At 71.6% G+C, this 17,362-nt stretch carries 15 protein-coding genes and 1 pseudogene; 6 read left to right on the top strand and 10 right to left on the bottom strand.

The annotated features are described in order from the left end of the window. Positions 1–75: 75 nt before the first annotated feature. From glgC to AB0B40_RS29980, 3 genes are read right to left on the bottom strand one after another with little or no spacing between them, the layout of a single operon-like run. The gene (gene glgC, locus AB0B40_RS29990; protein WP_161298331.1) at positions 76–1,296 is read right to left on the bottom strand and encodes a glucose-1-phosphate adenylyltransferase; all 1,221 of its coding nucleotides are present in this window, start codon (positions 1,294–1,296) and stop codon (positions 76–78) included. A gap of 51 nt (positions 1,297–1,347) precedes the next feature. After that, complete coding sequence (gene glgA / locus AB0B40_RS29985) at positions 1,348–2,493, bottom strand: glycogen synthase (protein ID WP_362266672.1); 1,146 nt, start codon at positions 2,491–2,493, stop codon at positions 1,348–1,350. A 46-nt stretch (positions 2,494–2,539) separates the two neighbouring features. Continuing rightward, positions 2,540–3,301 carry a (2Fe-2S)-binding protein gene (locus tag AB0B40_RS29980; RefSeq protein WP_362266619.1) on the bottom strand — a complete coding sequence of 254 codons (762 nt, stop codon included), beginning with the start codon at positions 3,299–3,301 and terminating at the stop codon, positions 2,540–2,542. 228 nt (positions 3,302–3,529) lie between these two features. Between AB0B40_RS29980 and AB0B40_RS29975 the strand changes: the two genes are divergently transcribed. After that, the gene (locus AB0B40_RS29975; RefSeq protein WP_362266616.1) at positions 3,530–4,990 is read left to right on the top strand and encodes a DMT family transporter; all 1,461 of its coding nucleotides are present in this window, start codon (positions 3,530–3,532) and stop codon (positions 4,988–4,990) included. Here the strand turns inward: AB0B40_RS29975 and AB0B40_RS29970 are convergent. Beyond that, positions 4,980–6,173 carry a transglycosylase family protein gene (locus AB0B40_RS29970; RefSeq protein ID WP_345057230.1) on the bottom strand — a complete coding sequence of 398 codons (1,194 nt, stop codon included), beginning with the start codon at positions 6,171–6,173 and terminating at the stop codon, positions 4,980–4,982. The two genes, AB0B40_RS29975 and AB0B40_RS29970, sit on opposite strands and share 11 nt — an antisense overlap. Before the next feature lie 269 nt (positions 6,174–6,442). Between AB0B40_RS29970 and gndA the strand changes: the two genes are divergently transcribed. Continuing rightward, complete coding sequence (gndA, locus tag AB0B40_RS29965; RefSeq protein ID WP_362266613.1) at positions 6,443–7,882, top strand: NADP-dependent phosphogluconate dehydrogenase; 1,440 nt, start codon at positions 6,443–6,445, stop codon at positions 7,880–7,882. Positions 7,883–9,005: 1,123 nt separating this feature from the next. On the opposite strand, the gene AB0B40_RS29960 is transcribed toward gndA, so the two are convergent. From AB0B40_RS29960 to AB0B40_RS29950, 3 genes are all read right to left on the bottom strand, one after another. Continuing rightward, the gene (locus AB0B40_RS29960; protein WP_345057234.1) at positions 9,006–9,350 is read right to left on the bottom strand and encodes a GNAT family N-acetyltransferase; all 345 of its coding nucleotides are present in this window, start codon (positions 9,348–9,350) and stop codon (positions 9,006–9,008) included. A gap of 38 nt (positions 9,351–9,388) precedes the next feature. After that, positions 9,389–9,808: an aspartate 1-decarboxylase gene (panD, locus tag AB0B40_RS29955; RefSeq protein WP_345057236.1), complete on the bottom strand. Its 420-nt coding sequence runs from the start codon at positions 9,806–9,808 to the stop codon at positions 9,389–9,391. Between the two features lie 626 nt (positions 9,809–10,434). Next, complete coding sequence (locus AB0B40_RS29950; RefSeq protein ID WP_345057238.1) at positions 10,435–11,394, bottom strand: hypothetical protein; 960 nt, start codon at positions 11,392–11,394, stop codon at positions 10,435–10,437. 180 nt (positions 11,395–11,574) lie between these two features. Here AB0B40_RS29950 and AB0B40_RS29945 point away from each other — a divergent pair, with 180 nt between their 5' ends. From AB0B40_RS29945 to AB0B40_RS29935, 3 genes are all read left to right on the top strand, one after another. Beyond that, positions 11,575–11,847, top strand: a complete 273-nt coding sequence (locus tag AB0B40_RS29945) for a cation transporter (RefSeq protein WP_345057240.1) — start codon at positions 11,575–11,577, stop codon at positions 11,845–11,847. A gap of 81 nt (positions 11,848–11,928) precedes the next feature. After that, complete coding sequence (locus tag AB0B40_RS29940) at positions 11,929–14,193, top strand: heavy metal translocating P-type ATPase (RefSeq protein WP_362266608.1); 2,265 nt, start codon at positions 11,929–11,931, stop codon at positions 14,191–14,193. Positions 14,194–14,223: 30 nt separating this feature from the next. After that, positions 14,224–14,505 (top strand): metal-sensitive transcriptional regulator, encoded by a 282-nt coding sequence (locus AB0B40_RS29935; protein ID WP_345057244.1) that lies wholly within the window; start codon positions 14,224–14,226, stop codon positions 14,503–14,505. A gap of 45 nt (positions 14,506–14,550) precedes the next feature. Here AB0B40_RS29935 and AB0B40_RS29930 read toward each other — a convergent pair whose 3' ends face one another. Both AB0B40_RS29930 and AB0B40_RS29925 read right to left on the bottom strand, forming a co-directional pair. Continuing rightward, positions 14,551–14,952 (bottom strand): DUF6527 family protein, encoded by a 402-nt coding sequence (locus tag AB0B40_RS29930; RefSeq protein WP_345057246.1) that lies wholly within the window; start codon positions 14,950–14,952, stop codon positions 14,551–14,553. Next, positions 14,949–15,737, bottom strand: a complete 789-nt coding sequence (locus AB0B40_RS29925) for a ThiF family adenylyltransferase (protein WP_345057248.1) — start codon at positions 15,735–15,737, stop codon at positions 14,949–14,951. Before AB0B40_RS29925 ends, AB0B40_RS29930 begins: the two co-directional genes overlap by 4 nt. An 8-nt stretch (positions 15,738–15,745) precedes the next feature. On the opposite strand from AB0B40_RS29925, the gene AB0B40_RS29920 reads away from it, so the two are divergent. After that, on the top strand, positions 15,746–16,327 hold the full coding sequence (locus AB0B40_RS29920) for a MarR family transcriptional regulator (RefSeq protein ID WP_362266603.1): 582 nt from the start codon (positions 15,746–15,748) through the stop codon (positions 16,325–16,327). Positions 16,328–16,495: 168 nt separating this feature from the next. Here the strand turns inward: AB0B40_RS29920 and AB0B40_RS29915 are convergent. Further along, positions 16,496–17,311, bottom strand: a pseudogene (locus AB0B40_RS29915) (MFS transporter); the annotation flags it as partial. Between the last annotated feature and the right edge of the window lie 51 nt (positions 17,312–17,362).

The raw sequence follows: 17,362 nt of genomic DNA, 5'->3' as shown, positions 1-17,362 counted from the left end.
GACGCCGCGAACCCGGGCATTCCGCGAAATCGGCGCGTGACGCGTCGCGCCGGAGAGCCTCTGACGAAGCGTCGGTCAGGACACCCGCCGGCCCTTCCCCAGCGCTATCACGCCGCCCTTGGAGACGGTGTACAGCTCGGCGTCCCGCTCCGGGTTGACGCCGATCGTGGCGCCCGGCGGCACCTCCACGTTCTTGTCCAGGACCGCGCCGCGGACCACCGCGCCGCGGCCGATGCGGACGTTGTCGTGCAGGACCGAACCCTGGACGACCGCGCCCGGGTCGACCCGGACACCCGGGGAGAGCACCGACCGGCTGACCTGACCGCGGATCAGGCAGCCCGCGCTGATGATGGACTCGCTCGCCATGCCGCCCGCGTTGAAGCGGGCCGGGGAGAGCTGGCCCGAGTGGGTGTAGATCGGCCACTGGCGGTTGTAGAGGTTGAACGCCGGGCGCTCGGCGATCAGGTCCATGTGTGCCTCGTGGTAGGCGTCCAGGGTCCCCACGTCCCGCCAGTAGCCCTGGTCGCGGCTGGTCTCCCCGGGCACGTGGTTGTCACTGAAGTCGTACAGCTGGGCCTCGCCGCGCGCGGTCAGCTGGGGCAGGATCGAGCCACCCATGTCGTGCGCGGACTGCTCGTCCTCGGCATCCCGGTGCAACGCCTCCACGAGGGCCTTCGTGGTGAAGACGTAGTTGCCCATGGAGGCGAACACGCACTCGGGGTCGTCCGGCAGACCCGGCGGGTGCGTGGGCTTCTCCAGGAAGCGCTCGACGGTGCGGCCGTCCGAACCCGGGGTGATCACTCCGAAGGACGAGGACTCCGCGCGCGGCACCCGGATGCCGGCCACGGTCACGCCCGCGCCGCCCTCGATGTGCTGCGCGAGCATCTGCCGGGGATCCATGCGGTAGACGTGGTCGGCGCCGAACACCGCGACGTACTCGGGCTGTTCGTCGTACACGAGGTTCAGGGACTGCAGGATCGCGTCGGCGCTGCCCAGGTACCAGCGCGGGCCGAGGCGCTGCTGGGCCGGGACGGGAGTGACGTAGTTGCCGAGCAAGCTGGACATCCGCCAGGTGGTGGTGATGTGCCGGTCCAGCGAGTGCGACTTGTACTGGGTCAGCACACAGATGCGCAGCACGTCGGCGTTGACGAGGTTGGACAGGACGAAGTCGACGAGCCGGTACGTCCCGCCGAAGGTGACCGCGGGTTTTGCGCGGTCCGCGGTGAGCGGCATCAGGCGTTTGCCCTCCCCGCCCGCCAGCACGATCCCGAGCACGGAAGGCCCTCCACGACGCATGGCCGCTCCCCTCACCCCTGGTTCCACCATGGATGCCCCGAGCGGGCCGGACTAAGCCTGCCCGAGCATCTCCCGGTACAGCCCCGCGGTACGGCGGGCCACCGCGTCCCAGCCGAACTCGCCCACCGCACGCGCCCGTCCGGCCTCCCCCATCCGCCGGGCCGCCTCCGGGTCGGCGAGGACGGTGTCCAGGGCCCGGGCGAGACCCGCCTCGAAACCGTCGTCCGCGTCGACCAGGAGGCCGGTACGGCCGTCCGCCACGACCTCGGGGATGCCGCCCACCCGGGACGCCACCACGGGCGTGCCGCAGGCCATCGCCTCCAGGTTGACGATGCCGAGCGGCTCGTACACCGAGGGGCAGACGAACACGGCCGCGTGCGTGAGGAGTTGGACCACCTCGGGGCGCGGGAGCATCTGCGGGATCCAGAACACGCCCGCCCGGACCCGGCGCAGCTCCTCGAACAGCTCCTGGAACTCCCGGTCGATCTCCGGGGTGTCGGGCGCGCCCGCGCAGAGCACGACCTGGGCGCCGGGGTCGATGTCCCGTACCGCGCGCAGCAGATGGGGCACGCCCTTCTGCCGGGTGATCCGGCCGACGAACAGGACGTACGGCCGCGTGGGGTCGATGCCGTGCCGGGTGAGGGCGTCGGTGCCGTGGGCGGGGCGGTAGAGCCGGGTGTCGATGCCGTTGTGGACGACGTGGACGCGGGCCGGGTCCAGCGCCGGGTAGCAGGCGAGGACGTCCTCCCGCATGGCGCCCGAGACGGCGATCACCGCGTCGGCGGCCTCGATCGCGGTGCGCTCGGCCCAGCTCGACAGGGCGTACCCGCCGCCGAGCTGCTCGGCCTTCCAGGGGCGCAGCGGCTCCAGCGAGTGGGCGGTGACCACGTGCGGCACGCCGTACAGCAGCTTGGCGACATGGCCGGCGAGATTGGCGTACCAGGTGTGGGAGTGGACGAGTTCACGGCCTTCCAGGGCGGCGGCGACGGCGAGGTCCACGGAGAAGGTGCGCAGGGCGTCGTTGGAGCCGTCCAGGGCGGACCACGGGCGGTGGCGTACGACGCCGACGCCGCGCCCCTCGCCCCAGCAGTGCACCTCCAGGTCCACCAGGGAGGTCAGCTCGCGGGCGAGGAACTCCACATGGACGCCCGCGCCGCCGTACACGTCCGGGGGGTACTCCCGGGTCAGCAGTCCCACTCGCACCCGTCAACCCCCTGGTCTCGTCGGCAGGTTCTCCCCATGGTCACCCGGATGCGGTGTCCGGGGAAGAGCGCGGAGGGCGGGTGAAGCAGCAGTCGCCGCACAACCCGCCGCCGGGCACCCGGTAGTACAGGCAGCAGCTGCGGCGCCGGAACGCCGTACCGGTGCGCACTCCCGCGGTGCTCAGCAGAGGGTGGGCGAACAGTTCGCCGGTGAGGGCGCGGGTGCGGGCCGCCACGTCGGTACGGCCGTGGGCGCGCGCCCAGCGGCTCAGTTCCCGGGCGGTCGCGGCGAGCGCGGAGCCCGCGTTGCCCCACAGCAGGCCCGCCGCGACGCCGTAGCGGGCCCGCAGCACCGCCGCCAGCGGCTCCAGATGACCGTGCAGCACGACGCCGGTGAGGGTGGCCGCGTCGCCGGGCAGTGCGCGCAGCTCGGTGAGCCACAGGTCGTCGGGGGCGGCGGCGAGGGCGTCCCAGCGCAGCAGCCGCGGGTCCAGGTCGGGCACCCGGCCGTACAGCGTGGCACAGCCCAGGGCCGCCGACCACAGCCGGGCGGCCAGGCCCTGCTGGGCGATGGAGGCGGCGACCCGGACCTCGGCGGTCCGCAGCCGGTCCCCCACGGCGGCGACCCGCAGCGCCACCGGATCCCGGTGACCGTCCGAGGCCGCCCCTTCGTACCCCTGCGCGAGGGTCGGCAGCCGCCGCGGAGGGGCCCCGTCGGCGGCTGGGGCCGGGCCGGGCGGCGTGCGCAGGACGAAGAAGCCGCCGAGGGGGCGCAGTGCGGCGAGACCGGGGTCGAGATCCACGACAGGTACTGGTACCAGGCGCGTGCCCGCGCCGGTCCGGCGGGGGTCCGCCCGCGGCCACCCGCCCTGGGGATGATCACCCGGCCGGTGTACTCCATCGGCAGTAGGACCCATTGCGTGCTCAGGTACGACGACGGAACGGCCCCGGCCGGGCAGAGTGTTGGCCATGGAAGCCGACCGTACGCCGCGCCGGGCCCAGGACGGCCGCCGCACCCCGAGGAGACACCGATGAGCGCCCTGGCGTTGTCCGTGCTCCTGTCGGTCGTCTCCGCCCTCGCCTACGCGGGCGGAGCGATCGCGCAGGAGCAGGTCGCGGTGTCCTCCCCCGACAGCGCGTACCTGCCGCTGCGCCGGCCGGGCTGGTGGGGCGCGCTGGCGCTCAACGGTCTCGGTGGCGTACTGCACGTGGTGGCGCTGGCCTACGGGCCGCTCAGCCTGGTCCAGCCGCTCGGCGCGCTGACCATAGTCTTCGCGCTGCCCATGGCGGCGTTGTGCGTCGGCCGCCGGGCCGGCCGGACCGCCTGGCGCGGTGCGCTCATGGCCACGGTGGGCCTCGCCGGTCTGCTGTCCCTGGTCGGCTCCTCCTCCGCGCACTCCCTGGCCCCGGCTCAGCGGCTGGCGGTCGCGCTGGTCACCGGCGGGGCGGTGGCGGCGCTGGTGTTCGTGGGTCTGGCCGCGCACCGGCACCCGGCGGTGCGCAGCGTGCTGCTGGCCGTGGCCTCCGGCATCGCGTTCGGCATGTCGTCGGTGTTCACCAAGACCGTGGCGGTGGACTGGTCCCACGACCTCGGCCTGGGCGAGATGCCCTCCCTCGCGGTGATCGGCCTGTTCACGGTCGCCGGCGTCCTGCTGTCCCAGGCTTCCTACCGGGGCGGCGGCCTCGCCGCGCCGCTGGCCACGGCGACCGTGGTCAATCCGATGCTGGCCGCCGCGGTCGGCATCCTGATGTTCGGCGAGACGTTCCGCTACGGCGACACGGGCACCGTGCTCGCCCTGGGCTGCGGGGTGGTGGCGGCGGGCGGCCTGATCATGCTGACGACGGAGCGGCTGGAGCGCACGACGGACCCGGCGGCTGCCACGCCGGCCCCGGCCACCGCCTCGGCGGGGCCGACACCCGGTGTCGCGGGGGCGGCTGTCGCGGGGACGGTTGTCGTGGGGGCGGCTGTCGTGGGGGCGGGCGTTCCGGCGACGGGTGCTCCCGTGACGGGTGCTGCGGCGGAGGACGCCTCTGCGGGAACAGCTCCGGCCGGGGCGGTCGCGGCGGTCGGCGAGGCGGCGGTCGCGGCGGTCGGCGAGGCCGCTGTCGCGGCTGTACCGGTGACGGCTGTCCTGTCGTCGGCGTCCGACGGCGGCTCCCCGGCGCACGAGGTGCCGGCCGCCGCCGAACCGGCGCGTGCCGCCGCCGAACCGTGCCCCGGTGTGCCGCGGCAGCGCGGGGCCGGGCGCCTCGGAGCGGACCTGGCGGACCTGGCGGACCTGGCGGGGCTCGCCGGGACCGGCGCCGGGCCGGACGAACCGGTCCTGCGCGGGGAGTTCCCGCCGGGCCCGGCGGTGAGCGGCGGGGCGGACACCGACGGCGGCGAACCGTCGGCCGACCACGCACTCCCCCTGTCGTACACGCTGCTGTGCGCGGGCATCTTCGCGCCGCTGCCGGCCGTGGGCCGGCAGCGTGCCGGCGTCAGATCCTGACGCCGCCGGCCCGGAGATAGGCGAGCGGGTCGATGTCCGAGCCGAAGGCGGGCCCCGTCCGCACCTCGAAGTGCAGATGCGGACCCGTGACGTTTCCGGTGGCGCCGGAGCGGCCGATGCGCTGGGCCGCGGTGACGCTCTGCCCGGCCCGCACGGAGATGGCGGACAGGTGGGCGTACTGGGTGTAGCGGCCGTCGGCGTGCCGGAGCACCACCTGGTAGCCGTACGAGCCGCCCCAGCCCGCGGCGACCACGTGCCCGGCCGCAACCGCCTTCACGGAGGTGCCGGTCCCCACGAGGAAGTCGACGCCCGTGTGGTAGCCCTTCGACCAGTGGGACCCCGCCACGCGGTAGCCGGTGCCGATGGCGGCGGTCACCGGGGCGACGAGCGTGTGCCGGGTCGGGGCCGGGGTACGGTGCGTGGTGGGGTGTGTGGTGGGGTGCGCGGTGTGGTGCTCCGAAGGGGCTTTCGTCCTCGGGGGCTTGGGGGGCGGGGCCGTGGTGCGGGTGCCGCTCAGGCCGAGCCGCTGCCCTGGCATGATCAGGTCGGGATCGGGGCCGATCGTGGTCCGGTTGCCCGCGTACAGCGCGTGCCAGCCGCCGGTCACGTGGTGTTCGCCGGCGATGCCGGAGAGGGTGTCGCCGTGCACCACGGTGTACATCTCGGCCCGGCCCGCACGGGACTGCGGGGTCGTCTGCGGCTGTACGTCCTTGACCGAAGCGGACTTCCGGGTGCCGGGCTTCGTGGAGCCGGTGTGCGCCGGACGCGTGGCCGCGGAGTCGGTGCGCACGTCGGGGCCGCCTCCGCCCCGGGTCAGTCCGGCCCGCACGGAGCACACGGGCCAGGCGCCCGGCCCCTGCCCGTCCAGGACCTTCTCGGCGACGGCCATCTGCTCGGCCCGGCCCGCCAGATCGGCGCGCGGCGCGTAGCGGGTGCCGCCGTAGGCCTCCCAGGTGGACTGGGTGAACTGGAGCCCGCCGTAGAAGCCGTTGCCGCTGTTGACGCTCCAGTTGCCGCTGGACTCGCAGGCGGCGACCTTGTTCCAGGTGGCCGCGTCGGCGGCGTTCGCGGTGCCGGCGGCGACCAGCGGTATCGCGAGGCCGGCGCCGCTCGCCGTGACGGTGAGTGAGGCGCGGTTGATCCTGTTCGGCTGGTACCGGCGGTGCCGGCCGCGTACGGCCATGTCCGATTCCCCTCGGCATGCGTCAGGAGCGGCAAAAGTAAGCGCCGCGAACAGACCATGACAAGACGGCAATCGGCCTCTCGCACCCTCAAGTGGCCGTAAACGGCCGCTGCTTGAGGAGAGCGGCCGGCGACTGAGACGGGAGGCGGCTCCGCTGCGTACCCATGCGTGGGGCGGGTCGGATGTGCGCTCGCCGTAGCGGCACGTCAGGATGGGCAGGGACCCGTACTGACGGAGCCGTAGTCCGAGGCAACCAGGGAGCAGGCGGTATGAGCACTTCAGCGCAGATCGGTGTCACGGGCCTCGCGGTCATGGGCCGCAATCTCGCCCGGAACTTCGCCCGGAACGGCTACACGGTCGCCGTGCACAACCGTACGGTCTCCCGGACGAAGGCCCTGGTGGAGGAGTTCGGGCACGAGGGCGACTTCATCGCGGCCGAGACCGCCGAGGAGTTCGTGGCGGCGCTGGAGCGCCCGCGCCGCCTGGTCATCATGGTCAAGGCGGGCGAGCCGACCGACGCGGTGATCCAGGAGTTCGCCCCGCTGCTGGAGCCCGGCGACATGATCATCGACGGGGGCAACGCGCACTTCGCGGACACCCGGCGCCGGGAGCGGGACCTGCGCGAACGCGGCGTCCACTTCGTCGGCACGGGTATCTCCGGCGGCGAGGAGGGCGCGCTGCACGGGCCGAGCATCATGCCGGGCGGCTCGAAGGAGTCGTACGAGTCGCTCGGCCCCATGCTGGAGAAGATCTCCGCGAAGGCGGCGGACGGCGCCCCCTGCGTCACGCACTGCGGTCCCGACGGCGCCGGCCACTTCGTGAAGATGGTCCACAACGGCATCGAGTACGCCGACATGCAGCTGATCGGCGAGGCGTACCAGCTGCTGCGCGATGTCGCCGGGTACACGCCGGCGCAGATCGCGGACATCTTCCGCACCTGGAACACCGGCCGGCTGGACTCCTACCTGATCGAGATCACCGCCGAGGTGCTGTCCCACGTGGACGCGGCCACCGGCAAGCCGTTCGTGGACGTGGTGGTGGACCAGGCCGAACAGAAGGGCACCGGCCGCTGGACCGTCCAGATCGCGCTCGACCTGGGTGTCCCGGTGTCCGGCATCGCCGAGGCGGTCTTCGCCCGCTCCCTGTCCGGCCACGCGGCACTGCGCGAGGCCTCGCGCGGCCTCGCCGGGCCGACGGCGTCCGCGCTGAGCGAGTCGGAGGCGGCGGCTTTCGCGGACCGGGTGGAACAGGCGCTGTACGCGTCCAAGATCGTGTCGTACACGCAGGGCTTCCACGAGATCGCGGCGGGCAGCGAGGAGTACGGCTGGGACATCGACCTCGGCGCGATCTCCGCGATCTGGCGCGGTGGCTGCATCATCCGGGCGGCCTTCCTCGACCGCATCCGCGCCGCGTACGGCGCCCGGCCCGACCTGCCCAGCCTGCTGTCGGACGAGACGTTCGCCCGGGAGATCGCCGCCGCGCAGGACGACTGGCGGGAGGTCCTGGTGGCGGCGGTACGGCAGGGGGTGCCGACGCCCGGGTTCGCGGCGGCGCTGGCGTACTACGACGCGCTGAGGGCGGAACGGTTGCCTGCGGCGCTCACGCAGGCACAGCGGGACTTCTTCGGAGCGCACACGTACCGGCGGGTGGACCGCGACGGCGCGTTCCACACGCTGTGGGGCGGCGACCGGAACGAGGTCTCCGCGTAGGCGCCCGCGCGCCGACCGGGCCGGACTCGTACGCCTCCCGAGGCCGGGCTTCCTTGTCCGTGAGGAGGCTGGGGCTCGTGCGCCTGCCCAGGGCGGGCCCGTACGCCTGCCGAGGACGTGCTCGTACGCCTGCCGAGGGCGTGCTCGTACGCCTGCCGAGGGCGTGCTTCCTCGTCCGTGAGGAGGCTGCGGCTCGTGGGGCTGCGGTGGCTGGGCCTGCCCGTGCGTGAGGGGGCAGGAGTCCGGGCGCCGGCGGCGCTGGGCTTGCTCGTGTGTGAGGAGGCAGGGGTCCGGGCGCCCGCCGGGCTGGGCCTGCTCGTGCGTGAGCCGGGCAAAGTGGCCCCGGCAGGCGCACGAGCCCGCGCCTCGGCATCGGCGCGGACCGCGGGCCGGTTACGGCACGCCGGCCAGGGACTGCCCCGTACCCGCGCGGCCATGAAGGCCCCGGTGCCGCGCGGGTACGGAGGCGTCGCGCCTGAGCGGGGGGGGGTGGTTCCGCGTGCCATGGCGGGGCGCTCTGGCCGGCCGGCGGTCTCCGCCGAGCCCCGGTGGCGGGCGCCCACCATCACGGGCCGTGCGGTGCCGAGGCGTCGTGGCTGGGCGCGCTGTGGCCGCTCGGCGGTCTGCGCCAAGCCCCGGTGTCGGGCGTCCGGCGATCGGGGCGGTGCCGGTGGGGCGGGGCTTGGCGCGTGCCCCTGTGCTTCTGAGGAGACGGCGTATCGCGCCCCCGCTCCTCAGGTGAGGGGCGGGCCCGGCTCCGGGTTCGGAACGGGTTCCGGGCCCGGGGGGATCGGGGACGGGGACGGTTCCGGTGGGCCCGGGGCGGGGGGCGCCGGTTGCGGGGTCGGGTCGGGTCCCGGGGCGGGCGGAGTCGGCTGCGGGGCCGGCTCCGGCGGTGGGACCGGGCTGGGATAGGGATCCGGCGGGGTCGGGCCCGGACCGGGTTGCGGACCGGGCGGGACCGGGTCGGGGTACGGGTTCGTCATCATGCCCTCCGGGCTGTCACGGGGCGTCACCACTGGACTATTGCCCCGCCTACCCGACGGCCGCGCGGCCACTCACCCGACGGCGTCACCGGACGCATCCGGGCGGGTGGCCGGCGGTACCCGGAACCGAGGCCCGCTCAGAACCGGTCCGGGTGGGCGCGCAGCCAGTCCTCGGCGGCCGACAGCAGCTCAGGGTCGGCCGGAGGGGCGACCTCGGGGTGACGTTCGGCCCAGTTGACGACGTACGGGCACAGGGGAGCCACCGGGACGCCCTCGCGCTCGGCGATGGCGTACAGCTCGCGGGCGAGTGATCCGGCGATGCCCTTCCCCTCGTGGGCGGGCTCGACGATCGTGTGGACGGGGACCAGGGCGCGCGCGGGCGACTCCAGGACGAAGTACTCGATGCGGCCGACGACTTCACCGGCGCTGACAGCCTCCAGCCGGCCCGCCGCCCGGTCGTCGCGGATCTCGATCTCGGTCATGGGCACGCACGCTCCTGGTCCTGGTGCCGGTCCCCCGGTCAGGCCCCTGCGGCCTGCGGACTGCGCTGCTGGTCCGAGCCGGGCACCGGCTCCGACGGGTCGGCCCCGAGGGAGACGATCCTGTTGCCGGCGTCGACGTGCACGACCCGGGGCCGCAGCTCACGCGCCTCCGCGTCGGTGACCTGGGCATAGCTGATGATGATCACCAGGTCGCCCGGGTGGACGAGGTGGGCCGCCGCCCCGTTGATCCCCACGACTCCGGAGCCGCGTTCACCCTCGATGACGTACGTCTCCAGGCGGGCGCCGTTGGTGATGTCGACGATGTGGACCAGCTCGCCGGGCAGCAGGTCGGCGGCGTCGAGGAGGTCTGCGTCGATGGTCACCGATCCCACGTAGTGCAGGTCGGCCTGGGTGACAGTGGCACGATGGATCTTGGACTTGAACATAGTACGCAACATTGGGGCACTCCCACAAGTAGGCTCCCTGCCTGCGTTTTTGCAGGTCAAGGGCTGTTTCCACACCCTACAACGAGTCGCACGTTCGGGCAGCTTTCCCCAGGTTTTTCAGGACTCATGCTGACCACTTGCTGACTTTCCTGACACACCGTCAGGCGAATGGACGAGGGTTTCGCACGCTCCCCGTCCCCCACCGCGACGACGGCACGAGCCTACGCAGCACCCTCTCAGGGGCATCCGTGATGACCGTCACTCGGGCGGTCTGGACGGCAGCCAGAGCCAGCGGCGCTGGACCGGGACCCGGACCACGCACCGCCCTAGGTCAGCTGGCCCGAGCGCCTCCATACCGCCCCGCAGGTGCAGGCAGCCAAGGTTTATCAAAGATCCCGAGTGCCGAACGGGCGCGGCAACATAGCAGCGAATCGCCGGTTAGCCAAACCGGCGATTCTCATGACCATGGAATAGCTCGTCCGGTGGCTCTTGGCGGTGACACAGGTCGGGTGTCAAGAACGTTCGATTCAGCCAGAGCAGAGCGCGAGCCGATGCAGCGATCACGCTCAGACCAGCATCGGCGCCCGGTCGCGGATGGCGGCGCGACCTCAGTCGGTGATCGGTGAGGCCCGCAAGCCTCAGTGCGCGTGCCCGGCCTCTTCCGTGTCGGACTGGGCAGGCGAAGGCTTGCCGGACTCGCCCACAGCGGCGCTCGCGTGCACCGTGAAGGCTGCCGTACGCACCTTGCCCTGGTGCTGGAAGTCCAGGAACAGGCGGTACGCGCCGACGCTGGGCGCCGTGGCCGTGAAGGAGACCTCGGGGCCGGACTGGGTCTTGCCGTCGCCGGGCTCACCGTTGGGATGGACGTGCAGATAGGCGAGGTCACCTGAGCGCAGGGCGACCAGGTGACCGTAGGCGCCCAGGTACGGCTGAAGGTCCTGGACCGGCTTGCCGTCCTTCGTCACCGTGAGCGTCAGCTCGCGGGCCCTGCCGGGAATCAGGTCGCCTTTGAGCTTCACCTCGTAGCCGTCAATGTCGGCGGTCACGTTGTGCTCCGGCAGGGCGGCGGGCTTGTACGTCCCGGCTGCCGCGAGGTCGGTACCGAGTGTGACAGCCGCGCCGCCCTCGGGCTTGAAATCGGCGAAGACGCGGTAGCTGCCGGCCTTGGACAGCTCCACCGGCGTGGACCAAGTGCCGTCCGATGCACGGGTGGGATGCAGGTGGCGGTATACGGTCAGGTCGCGCGAGGCCAGGATCAGATGCAGTTCCTTGCCGTGTTCGCGCTGGTACGCCGTGAGACTGTGGCCGGTCCCGTCGTGTACGACGGCGAAGCGCAGCTCGGACTTCTCGCCGGCCTCCAGGAGCGGGGTCTTGAGGTCGAGCGTGTAGCCAGCCTGTGAGACCTGCAGCCCTCCTGGCGACACCGCCGCTTCGTGCCCGCCGCTCGTCTGCTCGTGGCCGGCAGCCGCGTGGCCGTCGTGGGCGGCGCTTTTCGGCGCGGGCGAGAGCTCGCCAACGGACCCTCCCACGCCGAAGGCGGTGCCGAAGGTCGCGGCGAGCGCGGCGGCGAAGACAGTGATCCGCAGTCCGGTGTTCATGACCCACTCCTCATTTCCCTGGCCGCTCGTAGGTGCGACCACGCACCTCAAGATACCCCCAGGGGGTATAAAGTCAAGCAGACGTCGACCCTTGCGCGAGATACGGGTGGGGGGTATACATGTACCCGTTGCCGATACCCCTGGGGGGTATCACCGCCACCATTTGAAGAGGACGATCCCATGTCGAACTGCTGCACCCCCGACGGAAGCTGCCACACCAACTCGGAGATCAAGACCACCTACAAGGTCGACGGTGTCGGCAGTGCCCACTGCCAGGGCGTTGTCGCCAGGGCGGTGGGTGCCCTGGAGGAGGTCGCCGCGGTCGAGGTCGAGGTCGGTACCGGCCTGGTCACGGTGACGACCGCCGCCGAGCCGGACGAGTCGCTCGACGCGCTGATCGGCAAGACCGTCGACGAGGCCGGATACGACTTCGCCGGCCGCGTGGCCGCCTGATCCACCGACCTCGGCGGGGCCGGCATGCCCGGCCGGCCCCGCCCCCATCCAGATCACGTCCGTGAGCTGCGAGGAGCAGACATGACCACCACCACGCCCGGCGCCGCCGAGGTCGAACTCGCCATCGGCGGCATGACCTGTGCCTCGTGCGCTGCCCGGATCGAGAAGAAGCTCAACCGCATGGACGGGGTCGAGGCCACCGTCAACTACGCCACGGAGAAGGCCAAGGTCACCTTTCGCGAGGACATCACCGTCGGGGACCTGATCGCCACGGTCGAGGCCACCGGCTACACCGCCCGAGAGTTCGAACCCGCGCGCACTGCACCGGAGGTCGGCAGCGGCACCAACTCGGCCGAGGGTGATGAACTGCGGCCGCTACGTCAGCGGTTGACGACAGCCGTGGTCCTCGCCGTGCCCGTGATAGCGATGGCCATGGTCCCGGCACTTCAGTTCGATTACTGGCAGTGGCTTTCACTGACGCTGGCGGCGCCGGTGGTGACGTACGCCGCCTGGCCTTTCCACAAGGCCGCTTGGGCCAACGCCAAACACGGTGCCGCGACCATGGACACGCTTATCTCCGTCGGCACTTCGGTGGCGTTCCTGTGGTCGCTGTGGGCGCTGTTCTTCGGCACCGCCGGCATGCCCGGCATGACTCACCCCTTCGAGCTGACCATCGCCCGCTCTGACGGCGCCGGGAACATCTACCTGGAGGCCGCGGCCGGTGTAACGGCGTTCATCCTCGCCGGCCGGTACTTCGAGGCCCGCTCCAAGCGGAAGGCGGGGGCGGCGCTCAAGGCATTGCTGGAGCTGGGCGCCAAGGAGGTCACTGTCCTGCGCGGCGACCGGGAGGAACTTGTCCCCGTCGGCGAGTTGAGGGTCGGCGACCGGTTCCTCGTGCGGCCCGGCGAGAAGATCGCCACCGACGGTGTGGTCGTGGAGGGCTCGTCCGCCGTGGACGCCTCCATGCTCACCGGCGAGTCCGTACCGGTCGAGGTCGGCGCCGGCGACGCGGTCACCGGGGCCACACTGAACGCCGGCGGACGCCTGGTGGTGGAGGCCACGCGGGTCGGCGCCGACACCCAGCTCGCCCGGATGGCCAAGCTGGTGGAGGACGCCCAGAACGGCAAGGCCGCCGCCCAGCGGCTCGCGGACCGGATCTCCGGCGTCTTCGTGCCCGTCGTGATCGCGCTCGCCCTCGGCACCCTGGGCTTCTGGCTCGGCAACGGCGCCGGCCTCACCGCCGCCTTCACCGCGGCGGTCGCCGTCCTGATCATTGCCTGCCCCTGTGCCCTCGGACTGGCCACCCCGACCGCGCTGATGGTCGGCACCGGACGCGGCGCCCAACTCGGCATCCTCATCAAGGGTCCTGAGGTACTGGAGACCACCCGCAAGGTGGACACTATCGTCCTGGACAAGACCGGCACCGTCACCACCGGCAAGATGACCCTGCTCGCCGTGCACACCGCCGACGGCACCGACGAGGACGAGGTCCTGCGCCTCGCGGGAGCCCTGGAGCACTCCTCCGAGCACCCCATCGCCCAGGCCGTCGCTTCCGGCGCCGCCTCACGTGTCGGCACGCTGCCCGCCCCGGAGGACTTCGCGAACATCGCCGGGCTCGGCGTCCAGGGCATCGTGGAGGGCCACGCGGTCCTCGTCGGCCGCGAGAAGTTGCTGGCCGAGTGGGCGATGGGCCTCTCGGTGGAGTTGGAGCGCGCCAAGGCCGGGGCCGAGGATGCCGGTCGCACGGCGATCGCGGTCGCCTGGGACGGCGAGGCTCGCGCGGTCCTTGAGGTCGCCGATGCGATCAAGGCGACCAGCCCGGAGGCGATCAAGCGGCTGCGCGCCCTGGGCCTGACACCCATCCTGCTGACCGGCGACAACAAGGCGGTCGCCGAAGCCGTCGCCGCGGAGGTCGGCATTGCTCCCGAGCACGTGATCGCCGAGGTCATGCCGCAGGACAAGGTCGACGTCGTCAAGCGCCTGCAGAGCGAAGGCCGGTCGGTCGCCATGGTCGGCGACGGCGTCAACGACGCGGCTGCGCTGGCTCAGGCGGACCTGGGGCTGGCGATGGGAACGGGTACGGACGCCGCGATCGAGGCGGGCGACCTGACGCTGGTGCGGGGTGACTTGAGGGTGGCGGCGGACGCCATCCGCCTTTCCCGCAAGACGCTGGGCACCATCAGGTCGAACCTGTTCTGGGCGTTCGCCTACAACGTCGCCGCTCTGCCGCTCGCGGCCGCCGGCCTGCTCAACCCGATGATCGCGGGCGCGGCGATGGCCTTCTCCTCGGTCTTCGTGGTCGGCAACAGCCTGCGCCTGCGGGGCTTTCAGCCCGCCGACCGCTGAACCGCCACCGACGGAGTGAGGGAGACCACCGTGGTTGGATACGCAGGCAAGAAGGAAGACATCGTCCGACGGCTGCGCCGGATCGAGGGCCAGGTGCGAGGGCTTCAGCGCATGGTCGAGGAGGACGCCTACTGCATCAGCGTCCTCACCCAGGTCGCCGCCGCAAACGCCGCGCTCCAGTCCTGCGCTCTGGCCCTCCTCGAGGAACACCTCAACGGCTGCGTCACAGAGGCGATCGTGGAGGGCGGCGAGCAAGCCCAGGCAAAGGTCAGCGAGGCGTCCCAGGCCATCGCCCGGCTCGTACGGGCCTGACCACCGAAGGTCCGGGCGCCGGCGGATCAACCGCCGGCGCCCGGACTATTGCCGTAGCCACCGCCGCACGCGCTGCCGAAAGCGAGCGGCGAGGGACCGGCGCCTTGGTTCGGAATGTCCTTGGCCGGACTGGCCGGTGCCGGTGCGTGCAGCTTCGATCTGTCTGGGCGTCCACCGTTCGGCCCACTGGGCGGTGTTACCGCGGATCCAGTAGTGGGATTGGCAGGGGCAGCTCCAGTTCCCGATGGAGGGGCTGAGGCTGATGGATGCGCCGTCGAACGTGAGGCTCCAGTCGGTCGGGCTGAGCGGCGTGACGACCTTGTTGCCGCACCCGCAGCAGCACAGGTGGACCACCGTCGTGAAGGGCGGGGACACGTAGAGGACGCCGGGTTCGAGCTGTTCGGGGACGTAGTGGACGAACTCGTGGGTGAGCCGTACCGCTCTCACGGGGTGTCCTCGTTGGTCAGGACGTTGCCATCGATCTGGTACACACTGTGGAACTCCTGCTCAAGGTCCAGGTAGAACCCGCACAGCTTCTTCCACCTGATGACAGCCAGCGTTGCGTTGAGCGCGTTGAGATCGACGATCTGGATGTTGCGCTGGTAGTCGTTAGGGCCGACACCGTCTGCCACGGGGATGCGCTGGTGGTCGTGCACGTGCTGACGCCTGGTCGAGGTGCTGGTGGTGACCCTTACCAGGCCGGACAGTTGTCCGTCGGTCTCGTATACGCCCATCCCCACGTCGATGAACGCCACCTGGTGCCCCTCAAGTCCCTCGACGATCCGGCGTCGAGCGGTGTTGTCGTCCAGGGACAAGAAGACGAAATCCGCTGTGCCCAGCGTGTCGATGTTGGCCTCGTCCACGTATAGGGGGTGGGCGATGACGCCGGGGTGCATCCGGCTGTAGACCGCAGCGAAGTGCTCCGCCTTGTTCGGGGTCGCCTCAAGTTCTTCGCGTGAGACCGCGCCAGGCGAGCGGAAGGCGTTGTGCTGCAGGAACTTGTCACCGTCGTAGAGATGGATCTCCGCCACGGGAGTCTTCGCGACGAGGTCGAGGATGTAGCTTCCGGTTCCTCCCAGCCCCACGATGGCAACACGCAGGCCCTGAAGGCGGCGTGAGACGGTTGCGATGCCGGCCCTGCTGGAGGCGGTGTCCGCGTACCGGAAGACCGGATCCTCGGCAGGGTCGTCAAGTGAGAGTCTCGTATCGCCCTTGACCGACCTGTGCTTCAATGAATGAAATGAAACCGCAGAAACGCGAGACGCTGCTCACTTACCCCGTGAAAGAGCACGGCACGTTTCTCGCCACCAGGGTTAAGGGTGCCGATGCTCGCCGAGCTCTGGAAGAGCAACTGACGGCCGGAGCTCCCGTCGCCCTGCTGACCATCGACTTCGGCGGCGTGGAAGCGATGACCAACAGCTTCGTGGACGAGTTCCTCGGCAAGTTCTATCTCCTGCTGGCTGCCGGAGACGTCAGCGCAGACGGCGTCCGGCTGGTCGGCCTGGACGAGGAGACCCGCGAGGGAGTCACTGTCTGCCTGGAGCGACGTAAGCAGGTCGCTGTCGACGGCGACACCCACGAGCTGCTGGGTGACGCATCGATTCTCGCCGGCACTTACGAAGAAGCACGTCGGCTGGGTGACTTCCGGGCCGCCGAGCTGGCTGAGGCACTCGGCATCTCCTTGCCCAATGCCAACAACCGACTCAGGCGCCTGGTCGAAGCCGGAGCCTTGTACCGGGAGCGTTCTGCCGGACCCCAGAGGGGCGGGAAGGAGTTCACCTACCGTCTGGCCGCGGCCGGAGGCGGACGAGGGGCCATGTAGTCCCGGGCGCCCTTTCGAGTGGTTCTGCGCTGGTGCGCCGCGTGGAACCGCGTCACCAGCTGCGCCGCTTGGGGACAGAGCCATCCGCTGCCCGGTCTGGGACCGTGCAGCGGATGGCTCCTGGTGATCTCTCGGCGCTGTGCCGCAGTCCGCGGACCGGCTGGGCAGCTATGCGCGGACCCTCTCGCCCTGCCCGACCGGGTCAGCATCGGATCCGTTGGCAGTCTTCTCGCCCCGCATCACCAGCAGGGTGATCAGGCCGCCCACCGCGGCGATCGCGGCTGCCCAGACGAACGCGGCGCTGAAGCCGTCCGTCAGTGCGGGCAGGTTGCCCAGCTGGCCGGCGCCCTGCGAGGTGGCCACCGCGGTCAGGGCCGCGAGGCCCAGGGCCGACCCCACCTGGTAGGTGGTGTTGACGATGCCGGACGCCAGGCCCGCCTGCTCCTGCGGAGCGCCCGACATCGCGGCCAGCATTGCCGGGATGTAGGCCAGCGACATGCCGAGCGCCGCGACCAGTGACGCGGGCAGGACGTCGACGGCGAAGGTGCCGGTCGGCTCCACGGCGGACAGCCACAGCAGCCCGGCCGCGAGGACCAGCAGACCACCGCCGATCAGCGGCTTGGCCCCGAACTTCGCCAGCAGCTTCGCCGTGATCGCGGTCATGAAGATCATCAGCAGGCCGGTCATCGGCAGCAGCGCGGCACCGGAGGCGAAGGCCCCGTAACCGAGCACCTGCTGCAGGTACAGGTTCAGGAAGTACCACATCGGGATCCACGCTGCGCCCAGCAGGGCCATCGCGAGGTTCGCCGAACCCAGCCGTGGCACACGCCAGATGCCGAGCGGCATCAGCGGCTCGCGCACCGACTTCTGGATAACGAAGAAGAGCACGAGCAGCGCGGCGGCGCCGGCCAGCTGCAGCACGGTGCCGGTCGACGTCCAGCCCTTCTCCGGAGCACGGACGACGGCGAAGACAGCAAGCGCTAGGGCCTGTTGCGAAAGTGCTGGTCACAGCCACTCGTTGAGGACTGCGACCAG

Source organism: Streptomyces sp. NPDC042638 (assembly GCF_040647235.1).
Taxonomy (GTDB): Bacteria; Actinomycetota; Actinomycetes; order Streptomycetales; family Streptomycetaceae; genus Streptomyces; species Streptomyces rameus.
The sequence above is the reverse complement of the archived record's forward strand: the minus strand, read 5'-3'. Positions and strand labels throughout refer to the sequence as shown.